The following is a 19,275-nucleotide window of genomic DNA, read 5'->3' as shown; positions in this document are numbered from 1 at the left end:
GCGTATGACTAGGAGATTCTCACCGGGTTAACGACGTCCGCGATCAGGACGAGGATCGTGAAGCAGACGAAGATCCCCGCGACCACGTAGGCGACGGGCATGAGCTTCGCCACGTCGAAGGGGCCCGGGTCCGGCCGGCGCAGCACCTTGGCGGTGTTGCGGCGCAGCGACTCCCAGAGCGCGCCCGCGACATGGCCGCCGTCGAGCGGCAGCAGCGGGAGCATGTTGAACAGGAACAGGGAGAGGTTGAAGCCGGCGACCAGCATGAGGGCCATGGCCAGTTGCTGGGTCGGCGGGATGTCCAGGGTGAAGATCTCGCCGCCGACGCGGGCCGCTCCGACCACGCCCATCGGGGAGTCGGCCTCACGGGGCGCACCGTCGAAGGCCGCGTTCCACAGGGCCGGGATCTTGCCGGGGAGGGCGGCGAGGGAGTCGACGGCGTCGCCGATCCGGTCTCCCATCCAGCTCACGGACTCACCGAAGTCCTGCTTGACCACGCCGGTGGCCGCGCTGAAGCCGAGGAAGCCGGCCTGGACGTACTGGCCTTCGACGATCTGCCCGCTCGAGTCCTTCTTGGCGACCTGGTTGGTGGCGATCTTCGCCTGCAGGGTGATGTCCTGGCCCTTGCGGTCGACGACGATCGGCACCTCCTGGCCGGGGGTGGCGCGGATGAGGTCGGACAGCTTGTTCCAGTCGTCGGTCTTGACGCCGTTGAAGGAGACGATCTTGTCGCCCGCCTTCAGGCCGGCGGCGGCGGCCGGGCTGGCCGGGTCGCCCTTCTCACACTTGTCGCGGTTCTCGCTCTGCGCGATGACGCACTGGGAGACGGAGCTGACGGTGTTCGTCTGCTGGGTGATGCCGAAGCCCATCAGGATGGAGAGGAACAGCACCACGGCGAGAACGAGGTTCATGAAGGGGCCCGCGAACATCACGATCACGCGCTTCCAGGGCTTGCGCGTGTAGAACAGGCGGTTCTCGTCGCCCGGCCTGAGCTCCTCGTAGGCGGCGGTACGGGCGTCCTCGATCATGCCGCGCCACGGGGAGGTGGAGCGCGCGGTGAGCCGGCCGTCGGGGCCGGGCGGGAACATGCCGATCATGCGGATGTAGCCGCCGAACGGGATGGCCTTGATCCCGTACTCGGTCTCGCCCTTCTTGCGCGAGAAGATCGTCGGGCCGAAGCCGACCATGTACTGCGGCACGCGGATGCCGAACAGCTTGGCGGTCGACAGATGGCCCAGCTCGTGCCACGCGATCGAGAACAGCAGTCCGACCACGAAGATCACTATGCCGAGGATGAACATCAGGGTCGTCATGCACGGGCCTCCGCCGTCTGTGCCGCCAGTTCCCGGGCCCGGGTCCGCGCCCAGGTCTCCGCTTCGAGGACGTCCGACACGGTGAGTGAGGTTCCCGTACGCGGGGTGCCGTGCTCCTCGACGACCCGGGTGACGGTCTCCATGATGCCGTTGAAGGGCAGCGCGCCCTGGCGGAACGCCTCCACGCACTCCTCGTTGGCCGCATTGAACACCGCGGGGGCGGTGCCCGCGAGTTCGCCGACGTGCCGGGCGAGGTTCACCGAGGGGAAGGCCTCGTTGTCGAGCGGGAAGAACTCCCAGGTCGAGGCCTTGCTCCAGTCGAAGGTGGGGGCCGCGTCGGGGACGCGCTCGGGCCAGCCGATGCCGATGGCGATGGGCCCGCGCATGTCGGGCGGGGTCGCCTGGGCCAGTGTCGATCCATCCGTGAACTCAACCATCGAGTGGACATACGACTGCGGATGCACGACCACCTCAATGCGGTCGAAGGGAATGTCGTAGAGGAGGTGGGCCTCGATGACCTCCAGGCCCTTGTTGACGAGGGTCGCGGAGTTGATCGTGATGACCGGGCCCATCGCCCAGGTGGGGTGAGCGAGGGCGTCCTCGACGGTGACGTTCGCCAGTTCCCGCTTCGTACGGCCGCGGAAGGGTCCGCCGGAGGCCGTGACGACCAGTTTGCGGACGTCGGCGCGGGTGCCGGCGGCCAGGGCCTGGAACAGGGCGGCGTGCTCGGAGTCGACCGGGATGATCTGGCCGGGCTTGGCGAGGGCCTTGACCAGCGGGCCGCCCACGATGAGCGACTCCTTGTTGGCGAGCGCGAGGGTGCGGCCCGCCTCCAGGGCGGCCAGGGTCGGGGCGAGGCCGATGGAGCCGGTGATGCCGTTCAGGACGGTGTGGCAGTCGGAGGCCGCGAGCCGCGTGGCCGCGTCCGGTCCTGCGAGGATCTCGGGGAGCGGCTCGCCCGTGCCGTACTGCGCGGAGAGCGCCTCGCGCAGGGCCGGGACGACGTCCTCGCGGGCGACCGCGACCGTGGGCACCCGCAGCCGGTACGCCTGCTCGGCGAGCAGCGCGACCCGGCCGCCGTTGGCGGACAGGCCGGTGACCCGGAAGCGGTCGGGGTTGCGCAGCACGAGGTCGATGGCCTGCGTGCCGATGGACCCGGTGGAGCCGAGGATCACCACGTCCTTCGGGCCGTCGCCCGCTACGGGGTCGTAGACCAGGTGTGGATCGGCGAGGGGGGCTGGACTGTCGCTCATTCCTCCATTGTTGCCGTAAGGGTGGTGTGTGAGGACAGCGCATCCCCCTCCCAGGGGCGCGCGCCATGACAGTTCGCGCCCCTGGGAGGGCCGGGTCTACCGGATCGGGCGGTGCAGGTTCTCCCGCTGGGAGGCTCCCGGTGTCGCTTCCGCGATCCAGGGGCCGTCGCCCGAGGGGTCGATGATGCCCTGCTCCAGCCACTCGTACGTGCCGGATAGGACGCCCTTGACGACCTTGCGGTCGAGGTCGTCGGTGTTGGTCCACAGGCGGTTGAAGAGCTCTTCGATCCGGATGCGGGCCTGGCGGCAGAAGACGTCGGCGAGCTGGTAGGCCTCGCGGCCGTTCTGGCCCTGGGTGCGCAGGAGTTCGGCCCGTACGCACGCCGCGCTCATGGCGAACAGTTCGGCGCCGATGTCGACGATCCGGCCGAGGAAGCCCTGCTTGGACTCCATCCGGCCCTGCCAGCGGGACATGGCGTAGAAGGTGGAACGGGCGAGCTTGCGGGAGGTGCGCTCGACGTAGCGCAGGTGCCCGGAGAGGTCCACGCCGTGTTTGAAGTCGCCGTAGGAGGTGGGGAGCTGGCCTGGTCCGGCGACCAGTTTGGGGAGCCACTTGGCGTAGAAGGCGCCCGCGTTGGCGCCGGCCTTCGCCTTGTCGCCCAGGGACTTCTCCGGGTCGATGAGGTCGCCGGCGACGGAGAGGTGGGCGTCGACGGCCTCGCGGGCGATCAGCAGGTGCATGATCTCCGTGGAGCCCTCGAAGATGCGGTTGATGCGCAGGTCGCGCAGGAGCTGCTCGGCGGGGACGCCGCGCTCGCCGCGGGCCCGGAGGGACTCGGCCGTCTCGAAGCCTCGTCCGCCGCGGATCTGGACGAGTTCGTCGGCCATCGTCCAGGCCATCTCGGAGGCGTACAGCTTGGCGAGGGCGCCTTCGATGCGGATGTCGTTGCGGTCCTCGTCGGCCATCTGCGAGGCCAGGTCCGTCACGGCCTCCAGGGCGAAGGTGGTGGCCGCGATGAAGGAGATCTTGGAGCCGACCGCCTCGTGGTGCGCGACGGGCTTGCCCCACTGCTCGCGGACCGCCGTCCACTCGCGGGCGATCTTCAGGCACCACTTGCCCGCCGCGACGCAGGAGGCCGGCAGGGAGAGCCGCCCGGTGTTGAGCGTGGTCAGGGCGATCTTCAGGCCCTGGCCCTCCTCGCCGACGCGGTTGGCGGCGGGGACGCGGACCTGATGGAAGCGGGTGACACCGTTCTCGATGCCGCGCAGGCCCATGAAGGCGTTGCGGTTCTCGACGGTGACACCGGGCGAGTTCGTCTCGACGACGAACGCGGTGATGCCGCCGCGGTGGCCCTCGCTCTTCGGCACCCGGGCCATCACGACCAGCAGGTCGGCGACGACGCCGTTGGTGGTCCACAGCTTCACGCCGTCGAGGACGTAGTCGTCGCCCTCGGGCACCGCGGTGGTGGCGAGCCGGGCCGGGTCGGAGCCGACGTCGGGTTCGGTGAGCAGGAAGGCGCTGATGTCGGTGCGGGCGCAGCGCGGCAGGAAGCGCTCGCGCTGCTCCTGCGTCCCGAACAGCTTCAGGGGCTGCGGCACGCCGATCGACTGGTGCGCGGAGAGCAGCACGCCGATCGCGGGGCTGGCCGAGCCGGCCAGGGAGAGCGCCTTGTTGTAGTACACCTGCCCGAGCCCGAGCCCGCCGTACTTGGTGTCGATCTTCATGCCGAAGGCGCCGAGCTCCTTCAGACCGTCGATCACCTCGTCGGGGATCCTGGCGTCGCGCTCGATGACGGCCGCGTCCACCTTCGTCTCGACGAAGTCGCGGAGCTTGGCGAGGAACTCCTCGCCGCGCTGGACCGCCTCGTCGCCGGGGAGCGGGTGGGGGTGGATGAGGTCGAGCCGGAAGCGGCCGAGGAACAGCTCCTTGGCGAAGCTGGGCTTGCGCCAGTGCTGTTCCCGGGCGGCCTCCGCCACCTCACGGGCCTCCCGCTCGGTGACGGCGGGACGGGAAGAGGGAGTGATGGAAGCGGACATGAGGGGCACCTCGCCGCAACTAGGGTTATTGATGACTGTACGTTACCGACCAGTGCTACTGGATCGTTCGTACCCGAAACCGGACGCCGCCACCAGTCCTCGCGCGTCCGTTCAGCCGAAGGGGGCGCAGCGCTCCCGGCACTTGTCGCGCACCCGAGGACGGTGTTGCATCGAGGTGCCTCCCGGGAGGCTGACTCGTCCCGGGAAATCGGTATCGAAGCGCTTCGACAACCTATGGACACGTACTCCTGCTGGAGCTACTGTCGAATCACCCTCACCCGCCCATATCAGCAAGGCGCATTGTCGAAGCGCTTCACAAAGCTTGGAGAGCTGGATGGTCACCCTCGCCGAGGTCGCCCAGCACGCCGGAGTCTCGGCGAGCACGGTGAGCTATGTCCTCAGCGGCAAGCGGTCCATCTCCGCGAACACCCGGCAGCGGGTCGAGCGGAGCATCCGCGAGCTCGGGTACCACCCGAACGCCGGAGCCCGCGCCCTGGCCAGCAGCAGGTCGAACATCATCGCGCTGATGATTCCGCTGCGCACGGACATGTATGTACCCGTGATGATGGAGATCGCCATCGCGGTGGCGACCTCCGCCCGCACGCACGGGTACGACGTGCTGCTGCTCACCGGCGAGGAGGGGCCGGACGCGGTGCGCCGCGTCGCCGGGAGCGGGCTCGCCGACGGGATGATCCTGATGGACGTCGAGCTCGACGACGAACGACTGCCGTTGCTGCGGGCGACCGACCAGCCGTCCGTGCTCATCGGGCTGCCCGCCGACACCTCCGGCCTGACCTGCGTCGATCTGGACTTCCGGGCGACGGGCGCGCTGTGTGTGGAGCACCTGGCGAAGCAGGGGCACCAGGACATCGCCGTCATCGGCGAGGCCCCGGCCGTCTACGAGCGGCACACCGGCTTCGCCGAACGCACCCTCGACGGGCTGCGGACCCGTGCCCGGGAGCTGGGCGTGCGGCTGCTGCACCGGCCGTGCGAGGCCGGATACGACGCGATGGCCGTGACCCTCGCCCGGATCCTCGACGAGCGCCCGGACACCTCCGGGATCATCGTGCAGAACGAGTCGGCGGTCGAGCCGCTGCTCGCGCTGCTGCGGCAGCAGGGCCGGGCCGTGCCGGAGGACGTGTCGGTGGTCGCGATCTGCCCCGACCAGGTCGCGACGCAGGCCTCCGTGCGGCTCACGTCGGTCGCCATCCCCGCGCAGGAGATGGGCCGGCACGCGGTGGAACACCTGGTCGCCAAGCTGGAGAGGCGCGGTAGCGACGACGTCGTGCTGATCGCGCCCGAGCTGACGGTACGGGCGAGCACCGGGCCGGCGCCGAGCCGCCCGTAATCGGCCCTTCCCTTCCCTTCACTGAACAGCGCCCCTCCTCTCCGAACAACGCCCCGCTCATCGAACAGCGCCCCTTCCGGGGCACCCCCATGTCTGCTTCCGCACAGGAGCCCGCCCCGTGAATCAGCCTGCTGAAACCCAGCCCCAGGTGAGCCTCGCGCAGTCCTCCCCCACTGTCGGCACGTTCCGCGAGCGGGACGGCGCGCTGGAGTGGAGCGGCCGCCAGGAGACCGTACGGATCGAGCCGTGGGGTCCGGACGCGGTCCGGGTGCGTGCCCGGCTCGGCGGCCCGATCATCGAGGGGCTCCCGGGCGCGCTGCTCGACGAGGCCCCCGCGACGCCGTCCACGGTGAAGGTCGAGGACGGCCGGGGACAGCTGACCGTCGGCGCGCTCACCGTCGAGGTGAACGCCGAGGGTCTGATCCGCTTCCTGCGGACGGAGGACTCCGCCGAGATCCTCTCCGAGGACCGGGCCCACTTCTGGTGGCCCGGCTCCCGCCTCTACACGGCCGTCGGCAACGGCCACCACCGCCTGGAGCAGCGCTTCGCCGCCTACGACGACGAGAAGCTGTTCGGCCTCGGCCAGCACCAGCACGGGCGCCTCGACCAGAAGGGCCTGGTGCTGGACCTGGTCCAGCGCAACGCCGAGGTCGGCATCCCGGTACTCACCTCAAGCCGGGGTTACACGCTGCTGTGGAACAACCCGGCGATCGGCCGCGTGGAGCTGGCGCACAACGGCACGCGGTGGGTCGCCGACTCGGCCCGGCAGATCGACTACTGGATCACGGCGGGCGATCCGTCCGGCGCCCAGAGCCGCTACAGCGCGGTGACCGGGCGGACGCCGATGCTGCCGGAGTGGGCGGCGGGCTTCTGGCAGTGCAAGCTGCGCTACCGCACCCAGGACGAACTCATGGCGGTGGCGAGGGAGTACAAGCGGCGCGGTCTGCCCGTCTCCGCGATCGTCTGTGACTTCTTCCACTGGACGCACCTCGGCGACTGGAAGTTCGACCCCAAGGAGTGGCCGGACCCGGCCGTCATGGTGCGTGAGCTGGAAGAACTCGGCATCAAGCTGGTGGTGAGCGTCTGGCCCTCGGTGTCGCCGCTGAGCGAGAACCACCCGGTCATGGAGCAGCGCGGGTACTTCATCGGCACCCAGTACGGCCCGATGGCGCACGCCGACTGGCCCGACAAGGAGGTGGCGTCCACGGTCCAGGTGGCCTTCTACGACGCCACCAACCCGGACGCCCGGGAGTTCGTGTGGTCGAAGGTGAAGGAGAACTACCTCGACCCGTACGGCATCACGGCGTTCTGGCTGGACGCCTGCGAGCCGGAGCTGAAGCCGGGCTTCCAGGAGAACCTGCGCTACTGGGCGGGCCCGGGCCTGGAGGTCGGCAACGCCTACCCGGCCGAGAACGCCCGGACCTTCTACGAGGGCCTGCTCGCGACCGGCGAGGAGGAGATCGTCACCCTCAACCGCTCGGCGTGGGCGGGCAGTCAGCGCTACGGCGCCGCCCTGTGGTCGGGTGACATCGGCACCGACTTCCCGACGCTGCGCCGCCAGATCGCGGCCGGCCTCAACACGGCCCTGTCGGGCATCCCGTGGTGGAACACCGACATCGGCGGCTTCCACGGCGGCGACCCGGACGACCCGGCGTACCGGGAGGTGATGGTGCGCTGGTTCCAGTTCGGCGCGCTGTCCCCGCTGATGCGCCTGCACGGCTTCCGCGACCCGGGCATGCCGTTGGGCCCGGAGATGACCGGCGGCCCGAACGAGGTGTGGTCGTACGGCGAGGAGGCCGGGGCCGTCCTGGAGAAGTATCTGCGGCTGCGTGAGCGTCTGAAGCCGTATGTGCTGGACGTGATGCGCGCGGCCCATGAGGAGGGCCTGCCGGTGATGCGGCCGCTGTTCCTGGAGTTCCCGGACGACCAGGCCACTTGGTCGGTCGACGACTCCTACCTCTTCGGCCCGGATCTGCTGGTCGCCCCGGTGCTGACCGCCGGCGCGACCGCCCGTACGGCGTATCTGCCGGCGGGAGCTCTCTGGACGGACGCGTGGACGGGTGAGACGTACGAGGGTGGCCGGTCCGTGACGGTCGACGCCCCGCTGGACCGGATCCCGCTGTTCCTGCGGGACGGGGCACGGCTGCCGGTGGCGGAGTAGCCGCCACAAGCGGAAGGCCGGGGCCGGCCGCACCTGAGGGTGCGGCCGGCCCCGGCCACGTCGCGGGTCAGCTGCTGGTGATGCTCATACTGTTGGCCCGGAAGTCCAGGCCGCCGGACGACGAGGTGATCTCGAAGCCGAACTGGACGTCACCGATGGTCTCGTTGCCCATCCAGCCCTTGGTGTCCTTGATCCACTTCAGGACGGGCAGGATCTGCACGGAACCGGAGGTGGAGTCGGAGGTGCGCAGGAACGAGAAGACGTCCCAGTAGGTGCCGTCGGACCGCTGGGCCCGGCCCTTGTAGACGTCCCAGGTGTGGCCGCCGACGGAGACGCGCTCCTGGTAGCTGCCGAGCGCGCCGACGGCCCCGTTGTAGTTGACCCAGAGCATGATCTCGTAGTCGTGGTCCGTGTCCCAGACGTCGTACGAGGTGTTGTACGAGCCCGAGGACGGGACGGTGACGTTGTAGCTGCTGTTGAGCGACCCGAGCGAGGTGATGGACTTGTTCACCACCTTCTTGGCGTTCGGGTAGGACTTGATGCCACCGGTGTTGGGGTGGTTGGCGTTGACGCCCCAGTTGGTGCCGGAGTTGGCCCAGATGCACTGGGCGCCGGCGCCGCCGCCCCAGATGTTGTTGTAGAGCGTGTAGCCGTTCAGGCTCGTGTTGCCCCACTGGTCGCAGGAGTTCCAGACGGCGGCGGAGGCCGGCGCGGAGGCGAGAGCGATCGTCGCGCCGAGTGCCAGGGCCGGGGCGACCAGGGCCTTGGTGACCCTGCCGAGCGTGCGTGATGCCATGGGGTCCCTTCCAGGGGTGGGGGGATGAGGGGAGGAGCTACCGCGCCCTCAGGGAGAGGACGTGGTCTTCTCCGGCGACCAGGTGGAGGGATTCTGTGCCGGTGGAAGTCCGCAGTTCGACGCGGTGGGTGCGGCCCGGCCTGATGACGGCGGCGACGCCGTCCCGGGTCCAGGTGAGGTCGAGTTCGGCACCGAAGCGGGTGCGTACACCGCGCAGCGCGCCGCTCGGATACGCCGCCGGGAGCGCGGGCAGCAGGACCAGCCGGTCCGGGGTCGACTGCACGAGCATCTCGATCAGGACGGCGGGCAGGGTGTGCGCGGCGTCCGCGTTGTAGACGTCGCGCTTCGGGTAGTGGGCGCTCATCAGGGAGGCGTGGAAGAAGTCGCCGTCCAGGACCTGGCCGAGGGCGTGGGCGACGCGGCCGCCGTCCCTGAGCCGGGCCGCGATCAGGGCGTGGTGCAGATGGCCGTGCGCGGAGTCGTTCTCGGCGCCGCGCAGTTCGAGGGCGCGGTGGGCGGCCGTGGCGAGTTCGGGGCTGTCGTAGGGGGTGATCTCGTCGAGCGGCCAGACGCCGTAGAGGTGGCTGAGGTGGCGGTGGTCGTAGGAGTCCTCCAGGCCCGGCCAGGCCCATTCGGCCAGGGCCCCGTCCGCGTTGACCCGGTGCGGTGGGAGGCGGTCGGCGAGGGCGTTCCAGCGGTCGGCGTCGGGGCCGGGGTGGTAGACGGCGGCGGTGCGCAGGGCGTGGCGGGCCGCGGAGAGGTCCATGGCCGCGTTGAGGGTGCCCCAGCTCGCGCCCGCGGGGCGGTTCTCGGGCGAGTAGGACGGGACGACGACGAGCCGGCCGTGCTCGTCGGTGCGGGTGAGGAAGTCCTCGTAGAACAGGGCGACTTCGGCGAGGGCGGCGGCGGTGCGCGGGTCGCGGGTGCCCTGGGTCTCGTCGTGGTCGACGAGCGGCTTGAGCAGCCAGTCGGCGCCGGCGGTCCACAGGTGCAGCGGGTACTCGCGGTTGAAGTGGTACGAGTGGCCCGACTCGCCGTCGGTGTGGCCGGGGGCGACGACGCCCCGGGTGCCGAAGATCGCGCGGGCGTTGTCACGCCAGTCGGGCAGCTGCCGCCTGATCAGCGAGGCGTGGGCCTCGGTGACCTCGGGGAGGGCGGCGGAAGCGGCGGAGGCGGTCTGGAGGTTGAGGTTGGCGTCGTTGGTGAACGCGCCCGACCACGCGGTGTTCCAGTCGCCGGTCCACAGTCCGGTCAGCCGGGGCGGGAAGAGGCCACTGGCGGACAGCAGGTGGTAGCGGCCGGCCGCGAAGAGGCGCTCCAGCAGGGCGGTGCCGCGGGGCCGCTTCAGCAACTCGGATCCCGGCAGGGCCCGTTCGGTGGGGTCGGCGTCCAGGTCGAGGGTGACGCGCTCGTAGGCGGTGCGGTGCGGGGCGACGTGGCGGTCGAGGAGCTCGTCGTACTCCATGGGCAGATCGCGCAGGGCGCGGCCCTCGGCGACGACGTCCAGTTCGCCGGTGTGCCGGTGCACCCGGGTGAGGAGCAGCACGGAGCGGGCGCCCTCGATGTGCGCGCCGGGGGGCGCGAGGGTCGTCGTGCCCCCGGTGACGGCGATCAGGGTGACGCCGGTGCAGGCCAGGTCGCTGTCCGGGTAGCGGGCGCGCAGGCTCAGCAGGGCGCCCTCGGGGGTGAGGACGGCTCCGTGGCCGATGCCCAGTCCGGCGGGGGCGCCGGGCAGCCGGTGGTCCAGGTCGAGATCGAGGGTGAGGCCGGGGCCGGTGATCTGCTGGACGATCACGTCGTCGGCGCGGGAGACGAAGACCCGGCTGGTCCAGCCCGCGCAGGAAGCCCGTACGACGCCTGTGGTGAAGTCGACGTCGCGGCGGTAGTCGCGCCGGTCGCCGGGCGGCCTGCGCAGCCGCACCTGGAAAGCCGGGTGGAAGGGCCGCACCCACTGGTGCGGGCGGCCGTCCGTGAAGCTCTCGGCGGCGGTCGTGTCGCCGGCCAGGAGACGGTCCTGGAGCGCGGGGAGGTCTCCGGCGAGCTGCGGGGGCCGTGGGTCCCTGCCGTTGGGGCGCACCAGGGTGTGATGTGTGACGACGACCCGCTCGACGTCCGGATCACCGAACACAAGAGCGCCGTGGTGACCGTTTCCGCTCAGGAAGCCGTCCTCCCAGCGGGCCGCCGGGTGAGGCTCCCAGGTGCCGTGAACGGGGGCGGAGGTGGTCATGGCCGGAGCACCGCCGCCTCGTAGCGGCCGAGGGTGACCCGGTCGGTGACGGCCGTGCCCGTCAGCAGGTCGTGGTGGGTGCCGGGGACCTCGACGGTCACCGGCTCGCGGCCATGGTTGAGCAGGAACAGCAGCTCTCCCCGGCGTACGGCCTCGACCTGCCCGGGAAGACGGTCGAGCACGGGCCGGACGCCCGCGCCGTCGGCGATCCGGGACAGCAGCTCGCGCAGCGCCTCCGGCTCCGGGAGGGTGGAGAGGTACCAGGCGCGGTCCTTGCGCAGCACGGCGGGCATGCCGTCCAGTTCGCCGCCCTTGTAGCGGGTCGTGTCATCGGGGTCGGCGGGCTCGATCTCCTCGGACCACAGGGTGCCCCGGAAGCCCTCGCAGGCGACGGTCTCCCCCGCGTCCAGCGGCCACCATTCGTGCAGCGTGCGGATGCCGAACAGCTCCCGCAGCCGGATGTCCATGCCGCCGGGGCGCACCCGGTCGTCCTCGTCCGCGACGCCGGTCAGGAATCCGCAGACGAGGGTGCCGCCGCCGCGTGCGTAGGCGAGGAGGTTGTCGATCGCCGCGTCGGTGAGCGCGTACAGCTGGGGCACGACGACCATCGAGTACGGCGTCAGATCGTGCTCGGGGTGGGCGAAGTCGGTGGTGAGGTGGGCCTGCCACAGGGCCCGGTGCCAGGCGCGCAGCACGTCCGGGTAGTCGACCTGGGTGGACAGCCGTCCGTCCTGGGCACCGGCCCACCAGGCGTTCCAGTCGTGCAGGACGGCAACGTCCGCCGTGATGTGCCGGCCGGTCACCTCGGGGGCGATCCGCGCCAGGTCCGCCCCGAGCCGCTTGACCTCCTGGTACGTACGGCCCTCCTCCCCGGCGTGGCTGACCATTCCGGAGTGGAACTTCTCGGCGCCCTGCCGGGACTGCCGCCACTGGAAGTAGCAGACGGCGTCGGCGCCCCGGGCCACGGCCTGCAGGGACCACAGCCGGTTGAGGCCGCGCGGCTTGGGGTGGTTCACGCCGCGCCAGTTGACCGGCCCGGCCGCCTGCTCCATGAGCATCCACGGCCCACGCGCCTGGGAGCGGGTCATGTCCTGCACCAGGGCGCCGTTCTGGGCGCCGAGCGGATCGCGCGGATCGGGGTAGAGGTCGACGGAGACGACGTCCTCTTCCTCCGCCCAGCGCCAGGCGTCCTGGCCGACCCACAGCGGCATGAAGTTGCTGGTGACCGGCAGGTGCGGGGTGTGGCGCCGGACGATGTCCCGCTCGGCGGCGTAACACTCCAGGAGCATGTCGGAGGTGAAGCGCCGGAAGTCCAGGACCTGGCCGGGGTTGCGCATGTAGTGGGGCAGCCGGGGCGGCAGGATGCCGTCCCAGGTGTCGTAGCCCTGACTCCAGAAGGCGGTGCCCCAGGCCTCGTTGAGGGCGTCGAGCGTGCCGTACTTCTCGCGCAGCCACCGCCGGAAGGAGGCGGCTGCTTCGTCCCCGTAGTCGAAGGTGCAGTACTCGTTGTTGATGTGCCACATCGTCAGGGCCGGGTGGCCGCCGTAGCGGGCGGCCAGGTCCTCGGTGATCGCGGCGGCGTACCGCCGGTAGGTGGCGCTGGAGTGCGAGAAGTGCTGCCGGCCGCCCCACCACTCGGTGCGGCCGTCCTCGGTGACGGGCAGGGTGTCGGGGTGCAGCCGGCCCATCCAGGGCGGGGGCGAGGAAGTAGGGGTGGCGAGGACGACCCCGATGCCGTTCTCGTGCATGAGGTCCATCAGCGTGTCCAGCCAGCCGAACTCCCGTGCACCCGGTACCGGTTCCAGCTTCGACCAGGAGAACACGCCGAGGGTGACGGAGTTGACGCCGGCGGCCTTCATCAGCCGGACGTCCTCGTGCCAGGTCTCCTCGGGCCACTGCTCCGGGTTGTAGTCGCCGCCGAAGAGGAGCCGACCCCGGGTGGCGTCGCTCAGGGCAGGCCCTTTTCGCTCGGGCATCAGGCGGGCTCCCCGTACTGCACACCGCGACCGTTGGTGGCGATGTAGACCCGGCCGTACACGCGCGGGTCGCCGGTGACGGCCGCGCCGATCCAGCCCCACTGGTGCCGGTCGTCGTTGATCCGGGTCCAGGTCTTCGCCTCGTCGTCGGAGCGGTAGACGGCGGTGATGCTCTCGGTGGAGCCGACCAGGTAGACCGCCGGGTAGGAGGCGCCCTCGGCGGCCTTGCCGAAGCCAAGGGTGTACGAGGCCCAGCAGCCGGCGACCTTGGTGAAGGTCGCGCCGCCGTCGGTGGAGCGGTACAGGCCGTTCCACTTCAGGCTCAGCCACAGGTCGCCGGACCGGCCCGGGGCGGCGGTCAGCTGGAACTCCTTGTCGCCCGAGTTCAGGCCGGTGGCCCGGGCGGTGAAGGTCCTGCCGCCGTCGGTACTGGCGTGGAGCGTCCCGGTCGTGGTGTCGAAGGCATAGAAGCGGGTCGCGTCGACCGGGTCCGCGACCGGGACTGCGCCCTTGGGGAAGGAGGCGACCTCGGACCAGGTGGTGCCGTTGTCCGCCGAGCGGAATCCCGGATCGGCCGTGCCGAAGGACCACAGCAGCACGCTGCCGTCGGCGTTGGTGGCGATCGGCCCGGGCGCGGACTTGGCCATGGGCGGCTGGGCCTTGAAGGGAGCCCAGGTCTTGCCGCCGTCGTGCGAGCAGGCCCCGTTGCCGTTGTCCCCCCACCCGGCCCGGACGACGTACGAGGGCTCGGCCGCGGCCAGCGACAGGCCGGTCGACGTGCCGAACACGGGGTTGGACGCCATGCCGCGGGAGGGGGAGGCGGTGAGCCGCTCGTGGTACATCACGCCGATGTCCCCGGACCCGCTGAGCAGGTGCGCCTCTCCGGCCGGAGGGGAGATCAGCTGGCGTATGGACGCCTCCTCCAGACCGCGGATCTGCGGGGCCCAGTGCTTGAGGTCGCGGGTGCCGTAGAGGGTCGCGCCGGTGCCGTACACGACGTGCTCGGAGTCGAACGGGTCGACGGCGAGGGCCTGGATCCACCAGCCGAACTTGGGCTTGTCCGCGCCGAACGTGAGATAGGGGGTCTCGGAGACGTCGAGGACGGCCTTGTCCTTCAGGGACTTCCAGGTGCGGCCGCCGTCGGTGGTCCGGTACAGGGTGTCGACCAGCGCCCAGCGGTTGTTGGTGGAGACGACGACGGTGCCGGGTCTGCGGGCGTCGACGGCGACACCGCCGTATCCGAAGGAGTCGGTCCCGCCGTCCTCCGTCGCCCCGCCGGGCTTCACCGGCGTGACCTCGGTCCACTTCCCGTCCGTCGTGCGCAGCTTGTGCACACTGCCGTCGGACTGGCCGTTGGGGCCGGGGGCGTTGGCGTACGTCACGTACAGCTCGCGGGTGTGCCGGTCGTACGCGGCCCGGACCGGCACCTTGGCGGCGGTGCCGGCGGGCTGCTTCGGGACGGCCTCCCAGGCGGTGCCGTCAGCGGTTCTGTAAAGGTTCGCGGAGGTGCCGTCGGAGTCGCCCCAGCCCGCGTAGACCGTACGGCCCGCCGCGACCAGCAGCGTGACGCCCTGGCCGGTGGCGCCGGGCGTGGCCGGGAAGCTCACGGCCTTCCAGGTGGCGCCCCGGTCGGTCGACTTGAGCAGTCCGTCGTGGCGGGTGCCGAGCCACAGGGTGTCACTGTCCCTCGGGTCCACGAGCAGCCGCTCCCCGCACCCGCGCCCGTCCTCGTTGGCCCCGAGCTTCACGGTCAGGTCGGTGCGCTTCCAGGTGGCACCGCGGTCCTCGGACCGCAGCACGGCCCCGTTGCCGGCCCAGGACTGCGCGTACGTACCGAGAGCGAGGTACAACCGGTTCGGACGGTCCGGGTCGACGGCCATGGCCTCCACACCCAGCAGGTTCCAGTCGTCCCAGCCGATGTGATCGGTCAGCGGGACCCACCGGCCGGTCCGGTCGTCCCAGCGGTAGGCACCACCGATGTCGGTACGGGCGTAGGCGAGCCCGCGGACCGAGGGGTGGAAGAGGACGCCGGTGACGAAGCCGGTGCCGCCCTGGACCGCGTTGCGCCAGCGGTACGTGGTCCCCGCCGGGGCGGCGGCCTGCGCGCTGCCCTGGACCATCGGGAGGGAGACGACCGCGGCGACGGCAGCGGTCCCGGCCAGCACGGAACGTCTGCTGAGGTGAAACGTGCTCATGACATACCTCGGTTCTTGCAAAGAGAGGGGGAGTTGAGGCACCCAGGGGCGCGGGGAACTGCGCGAACCACCACAACGCAGCCGCAGACAGAGGACGACCGAAGCCCTGCGGCGAGACTCGGGACAAGGGGCGTCACCCCTTGACGGCCCCCGTGAGCATGCCCTTCTTGAAGTGCTTCTGGACGAAGGGAGAGAGGACCGCCACCGGCAGCAGCGCCATCACCATCACCGCCATCTGGATCGCGAGCGGCGAGAGCTGGCCGGTGTTGATCTGCGCCTGGAGGCCCACCGGACGCTGCTGCATCTGCACCAGCTGGATCATCACGTTCTGCAGCGGCATCATCTCCTGGTCGGTCAGGTAGATCGACGCGTTGAACCAGGCGCTCCAGTAGCCCACTGCGTAGAAGAGGCCGATCACGGCGAGGACCGCGCGGGAGAGCGGCAGAACGATCCTCCACAGGATCCGCCAGTCGCCGGCGCCGTCGATGCGGGCGCTGTCGATCAGCTCCTGGGAGATGTTCATGAAGAACGCGCGCAGCACCAGGATGTTGAAGACGCTCACGGCGCTGGGCAGGATCAGTGCCAGATAGGTGTCCGTCAGGCCGAGGGCCTGCACCAGCAGGTAGGTGGGGATGAGGCCGGCCCCGAAGAACATCGTCGCCAGCAGCGTCATCAGGATTCCGCGGTGTCCGAGCGAGCCGCTGCGCGACAGGCCGTACGCGCACAGGACCGACACCGTCATGCTGAACAGCGTGCCGACCACGGTCACGCCGATGCTCACCAGGGCGGCCTTCTGGACCTGGCCGCCGCTGAGGAGTTCCTGGTAGGCGACGAAGGTGATGCCCTTGGGGATCACCACCAGGCCGCCGGCCTCGTCGATGGTCTTCTTCGACTGGAGGCTGGTGACGATGACGATCCACAGTGGGAAGAGGATGGCCAGGCAGGCCAGGGTCAGGGCGGTGCCCTTGCCGGCCAGTCCGGCCTTGTTCGGCGGCTCCTCCCAGACCGGGCGGGGCGGGGCCGCCCAGCGGCTCGGTTTCCTGACGCGCCGGGTGTCGTCGGGCGGAGTGTCGAGGACGGCGGTCACTTCTTGTACACCCCCTGCTCGCCCATGAGATGGGCCACCTTGTTGGCGATCAGTACGAGCGCCAGTCCGACCACGCCCTTGATGAGCCCGGCGGCAGCGGCGTAGCTGAAGTCCTGGTTGCGGATGCCGTTCCACCACACGTAGGTGTCGAGGACGTCCGAGGCGTTGACACCCACGGCTTGTCGTTGGAGGAGCAGTTGCTCGAAGCCGACGGTGAGGGCATCGCCGACGCGCAGTACGAGCAGGAGGGCGATCACGGGTCGCAGGGCGGGCAGCGTGATGTGCCACATGCGCCGCCAGCGTCCGGCGCCGTCCATGGCGGCGGCCTCGTACAGGTCGCCCGAGACCGAGGAGAGCGCGGCGAGGAAGACGATGATGCCCCAGCCCGCGTCCTTCCAGACGGTCTGGGCCGTGACCAGGTACTTGAAGACCTCCGGGTCGGTCATCACATCGAAGCCCTCGTAGCCGTGCTGGCGCAGGGTCTGGGCGATGATCCCGGCTCCGCCGAAGATCTGCATGAAGACGGTGACGACGAGGACCCAGGAGAAGAAGTGCGGCAGGTACATGACCGCCTGGGCGACCGCCCGTATCCGGGGCCTGACCACGCTGTTGATGAGGAGCGCGAGCAGGATGGGGATCGGGAAGTAGAGCACCAGCTGCAGGAAGAACAGCACCAGGGTGTTCTGTACCGCGTGCCAGAAGGCCGAGTCGGCGAAGATCCGCTCGAACTGCTCGAAGCCGATCCAGGGGCTGTTGAAGATGGCGACGAAGCCGTTGTCACCGGCGTACGGGTCGTAGTCCTGGAAGGCCACCACATTGCCGAGGATCGGTATGTAGTTGAAGACCAGGATCAGCAGGACCGCCGGCAGCGTCATGAGGATCAGCGTGCGGTCACGCCTGAATCTGAGCTTCAGGCTCAGCTTGCCCGAGTTCTTCCCCCCACGGGTCCGGTGTCGGGCGGCATCACCGGACGCCGCCGGAGTCCCCGCGGGGGTCTTCGCCTCGGTCCGTGTCCGAGGCACCGTGCTGTTGGACACGGCCGTCTCCTTGCCTGAGCCCCGGATCAGTTCGCCGAGCCGTTGTCGTCGAGCAGCTTCTGGTACCAGTCGCGCAGGTCGTCGCCGCCCTTCTTCTTCCAGTCGGACACCGCCTGCTGCACGTCGCTGATCTTCTTCCGGCCGCGCACGACGTCGTCCTCGAGCTGCTCGAAGTCGTCGGCGAGGTTGGCCCAGCGGTTGGGCTCGGTGACGGTCAGCCCGTAGAAGGAGGACTTCTTGGTGAAGGCGCCCATGCGCTGCTGCCACTCGACGATGCCCCGGGTGATGTCCGGGAAGTCGGGGTAGGCGACGTACGGTGCCGGGTTGCCCGTGAGGTCGTAGGTGCTGCTGACCTCGTTGACGCCCTGCTGCGTCTTGGTCGGCAGGCCCTTCTTCACCGTGTAGTCGGTGCCCTCGACGCCGTAGGCGGTGAGCATGAACTCCTTGGTGCCGTACGGAGCGGCGCAGTAGTTGCAGAGTGCGAGGAAGTCCTTGATCTGCTGCTTGCTCGCCTTCTTGCTGACGAAGGTGAACATGCCGCCCGGCTGACTGGCCCAGAGCGTGGGATCACCCCCGTCGGCCCCGAAGATGTCGAACACGCCCATCTCGAAGTCGGGGTTCTGGGTCCGCTGCTCGGCGGTCTTGCCCCACCAGTCGGAGACGTTGTTGTTGTAGACCAGGACCTGTCCGGCGGTGAAGCGGTTGGCCGCGCTGCCGCCGGCCTTGCCCGAGACCGCGTCCGGGTGGACCACCTTCGCCGCGTAGAGCTTGCGCGTCCACTCCAGGGCTTCCAGGTACTGCTCGGTCTCGATGCGGTTGACGAGCTTGCCGTCCTCCATGTTCCACCACAGCGCCTTGTCGCCGCCCGGCAGGACACCGAAGAACTGGAAGGCGGACCACTTCATGTCGTCGCAGGCCCAGACCTTCGACTTGGCCTGCGTCGCCTCCTTCGCCCAGGAGAGAAACTCTTCGGGGCTCTTCGGGACGGCGTAGCCCTTCTCCTCGAAGATGTCCTTGCGGTACATGGCCGCCATGGTGGTGACCGAGGAGTTCGGCATCGGTATCGCGCGGAGTTGGCCGCCGAAGATGCCACGCTGCCAGGCGTCGGTGGGCACGGCCGCGAGGTTCGGGTAGTCCTTGACCTTGTCGCCGGACAGGTACGGGCCGAGGTCGGCGAACTTGGCGTTGATCGCGCTGGGTATCCGGCCCGTCAGGTTCCAGTCGGGCACCACCACGGCGTCGGGGATGTCGCTGGAGGCGAGGATCGCGCCGAGCTTCTGGTCGTAGGTGACGCCGTCCTGGTTCTGCCAGGTGATGTCCACGCCGACGGCTTTGTTCATGGCCGTGTAGTAGGGGTTGTCGCCCTTGGGCGGGGCGCCCCAGTAGGGGGCCATGATGGTCAGCTTGCCGCCGCTGCCCAGCTTCTGCTGCACCGAGGTCTTCAGCTCGGCCGCCGGGATCGCCTTGGTGAAGCCGACCGGCGAGCCGTTCTTGGACGGGATGTCCGGCGTCACCACGTTGCCGGCGACGTAGGCCGGCAACAGCTTCTTGGCGCTCTTGCCGGACGTCGTGCCGTCCTTCGAGCCACTGTCCGAACCGCCGCAGGCGGCGAGCAACGGCATCCCGCCCGCCACGGCGGCGGTGGCGACCGCCGTGGAGGCGAGGAAGGATCTCCGGCTCGGTCCGGAGGAGGCGGAGGCGGCGTTCGTCATTGCGTCAACCCTTCATGGCACACCAGGACACCCGGCGGAGGGCCGTCGGCTGCGGTGTCTCGAGTGGAACTGGCTGAGCCGAAGCGATACTCCGACGAGTGACGAGGAATGCGCACCACCGGGTGGCGGACTT

12 protein-coding genes are annotated in these 19,275 nt (G+C 70.1%); 2 read left to right on the top strand and 10 right to left on the bottom strand.

Going from position 1 to position 19,275, the window contains the following annotated elements:
* Window positions 1–8 precede the first annotated feature (8 nt).
* The 3 genes from ACQEV8_RS32050 to ACQEV8_RS32040 form a co-directional block, all read right to left on the bottom strand.
* Window positions 9–1,301: a M50 family metallopeptidase gene (locus ACQEV8_RS32050; RefSeq protein ID WP_432973150.1), complete on the bottom strand. Its 1,293-nt coding sequence runs from the start codon at window positions 1,299–1,301 to the stop codon at window positions 9–11.
* Between the two features lie 8 nt (window positions 1,302–1,309).
* The gene (dxr, locus tag ACQEV8_RS32045; protein WP_432967110.1) at window positions 1,310–2,566 is read right to left on the bottom strand and encodes a 1-deoxy-D-xylulose-5-phosphate reductoisomerase; all 1,257 of its coding nucleotides are present in this window, start codon (window positions 2,564–2,566) and stop codon (window positions 1,310–1,312) included.
* A 96-nt stretch (window positions 2,567–2,662) separates the two neighbouring features.
* Complete coding sequence (locus ACQEV8_RS32040) at window positions 2,663–4,603, bottom strand: acyl-CoA dehydrogenase family protein (protein ID WP_432967108.1); 1,941 nt, start codon at window positions 4,601–4,603, stop codon at window positions 2,663–2,665.
* A 334-nt stretch (window positions 4,604–4,937) separates the two neighbouring features.
* On the opposite strand from ACQEV8_RS32040, the gene ACQEV8_RS32035 reads away from it, so the two are divergent.
* Together ACQEV8_RS32035 and ACQEV8_RS32030 are read left to right on the top strand one after the other, a co-directional pair.
* Window positions 4,938–5,951 carry a LacI family DNA-binding transcriptional regulator gene (locus tag ACQEV8_RS32035; protein WP_432967106.1) on the top strand — a complete coding sequence of 338 codons (1,014 nt, stop codon included), beginning with the start codon at window positions 4,938–4,940 and terminating at the stop codon, window positions 5,949–5,951.
* A 118-nt stretch (window positions 5,952–6,069) separates the two neighbouring features.
* Entirely contained in the window at window positions 6,070–8,112 is a 2,043-nt protein-coding gene (locus ACQEV8_RS32030) for a glycoside hydrolase family 31 protein (RefSeq protein WP_432967104.1), read from the top strand.
* Between the two features lie 67 nt (window positions 8,113–8,179).
* Here the strand turns inward: ACQEV8_RS32030 and ACQEV8_RS32025 are convergent, their stop codons facing one another.
* The 7 genes from ACQEV8_RS32025 to ACQEV8_RS31995 all read right to left on the bottom strand — a co-directional run bounded on the left by ACQEV8_RS32025 (window position 8,180) and on the right by ACQEV8_RS31995 (window position 19,142).
* A complete protein-coding gene (locus ACQEV8_RS32025; RefSeq protein WP_432967102.1) occupies window positions 8,180–8,908 on the bottom strand; it encodes a glycoside hydrolase family 12 protein in 729 nt (242 codons plus the stop codon).
* A 37-nt stretch (window positions 8,909–8,945) separates the two neighbouring features.
* The gene (locus ACQEV8_RS32020) at window positions 8,946–11,135 is read right to left on the bottom strand and encodes a glycosyl hydrolase family 95 catalytic domain-containing protein (protein WP_432967099.1); all 2,190 of its coding nucleotides are present in this window, start codon (window positions 11,133–11,135) and stop codon (window positions 8,946–8,948) included.
* Complete coding sequence (locus tag ACQEV8_RS32015) at window positions 11,132–13,111, bottom strand: beta-galactosidase (RefSeq protein WP_432967097.1); 1,980 nt, start codon at window positions 13,109–13,111, stop codon at window positions 11,132–11,134. Before ACQEV8_RS32015 ends, ACQEV8_RS32020 begins: the two co-directional genes overlap by 4 nt.
* The gene (locus ACQEV8_RS32010) at window positions 13,111–15,306 is read right to left on the bottom strand and encodes a 1,4-beta-glucanase (protein ID WP_432967095.1); all 2,196 of its coding nucleotides are present in this window, start codon (window positions 15,304–15,306) and stop codon (window positions 13,111–13,113) included. Before ACQEV8_RS32010 ends, ACQEV8_RS32015 begins: the two co-directional genes overlap by 1 nt.
* Window positions 15,307–15,439: 133 nt before the next feature.
* The gene (locus tag ACQEV8_RS32005; protein WP_432967093.1) at window positions 15,440–16,393 is read right to left on the bottom strand and encodes a carbohydrate ABC transporter permease; all 954 of its coding nucleotides are present in this window, start codon (window positions 16,391–16,393) and stop codon (window positions 15,440–15,442) included.
* On the bottom strand, window positions 16,390–17,430 hold the full coding sequence (locus ACQEV8_RS32000; RefSeq protein WP_432967091.1) for an ABC transporter permease: 1,041 nt from the start codon (window positions 17,428–17,430) through the stop codon (window positions 16,390–16,392). Before ACQEV8_RS32000 ends, ACQEV8_RS32005 begins: the two co-directional genes overlap by 4 nt.
* A 26-nt stretch (window positions 17,431–17,456) precedes the next feature.
* Entirely contained in the window at window positions 17,457–19,142 is a 1,686-nt protein-coding gene (locus ACQEV8_RS31995) for a Tat pathway signal sequence domain protein (protein WP_432967089.1), read from the bottom strand.
* Window positions 19,143–19,275 lie beyond the last annotated feature (133 nt).

It is taken from the genome of Streptomyces sp. CA-179760 (assembly GCF_050937045.1).
Lineage (GTDB): Bacteria > Actinomycetota > Actinomycetes > Streptomycetales > Streptomycetaceae > Streptomyces.
The sequence above is the reverse complement of the archived record's forward strand: the minus strand, read 5'-3'. Positions and strand labels throughout refer to the sequence as shown.

Coding starts and splice junctions, on each gene's coding strand:
- ACQEV8_RS31995 (WP_432967089.1), bottom strand. CDS start 19,142: ATGACGAACGCCGCCTCCGCCTCCTCCGGACCGAGCCGGAGATCCTTC.
- ACQEV8_RS32010 (WP_432967095.1), bottom strand. CDS start 15,306: ATGAGCACGTTTCACCTCAGCAGACGTTCCGTGCTGGCCGGGACCGCT.
- ACQEV8_RS32015 (WP_432967097.1), bottom strand. CDS start 13,111: ATGCCCGAGCGAAAAGGGCCTGCCCTGAGCGACGCCACCCGGGGTCGG.
- ACQEV8_RS32035 (WP_432967106.1), top strand. CDS start 4,938: ATGGTCACCCTCGCCGAGGTCGCCCAGCACGCCGGAGTCTCGGCGAGC.
- ACQEV8_RS32040 (WP_432967108.1), bottom strand. CDS start 4,603: ATGTCCGCTTCCATCACTCCCTCTTCCCGTCCCGCCGTCACCGAGCGG.
- ACQEV8_RS32025 (WP_432967102.1), bottom strand. CDS start 8,908: ATGGCATCACGCACGCTCGGCAGGGTCACCAAGGCCCTGGTCGCCCCG.
- ACQEV8_RS32050 (WP_432973150.1), bottom strand. CDS start 1,301: ATGTTCATCCTCGGCATAGTGATCTTCGTGGTCGGACTGCTGTTCTCG.
- dxr (WP_432967110.1), bottom strand. CDS start 2,566: ATGAGCGACAGTCCAGCCCCCCTCGCCGATCCACACCTGGTCTACGAC.
- ACQEV8_RS32020 (WP_432967099.1), bottom strand. CDS start 11,135: ATGACCACCTCCGCCCCCGTTCACGGCACCTGGGAGCCTCACCCGGCG.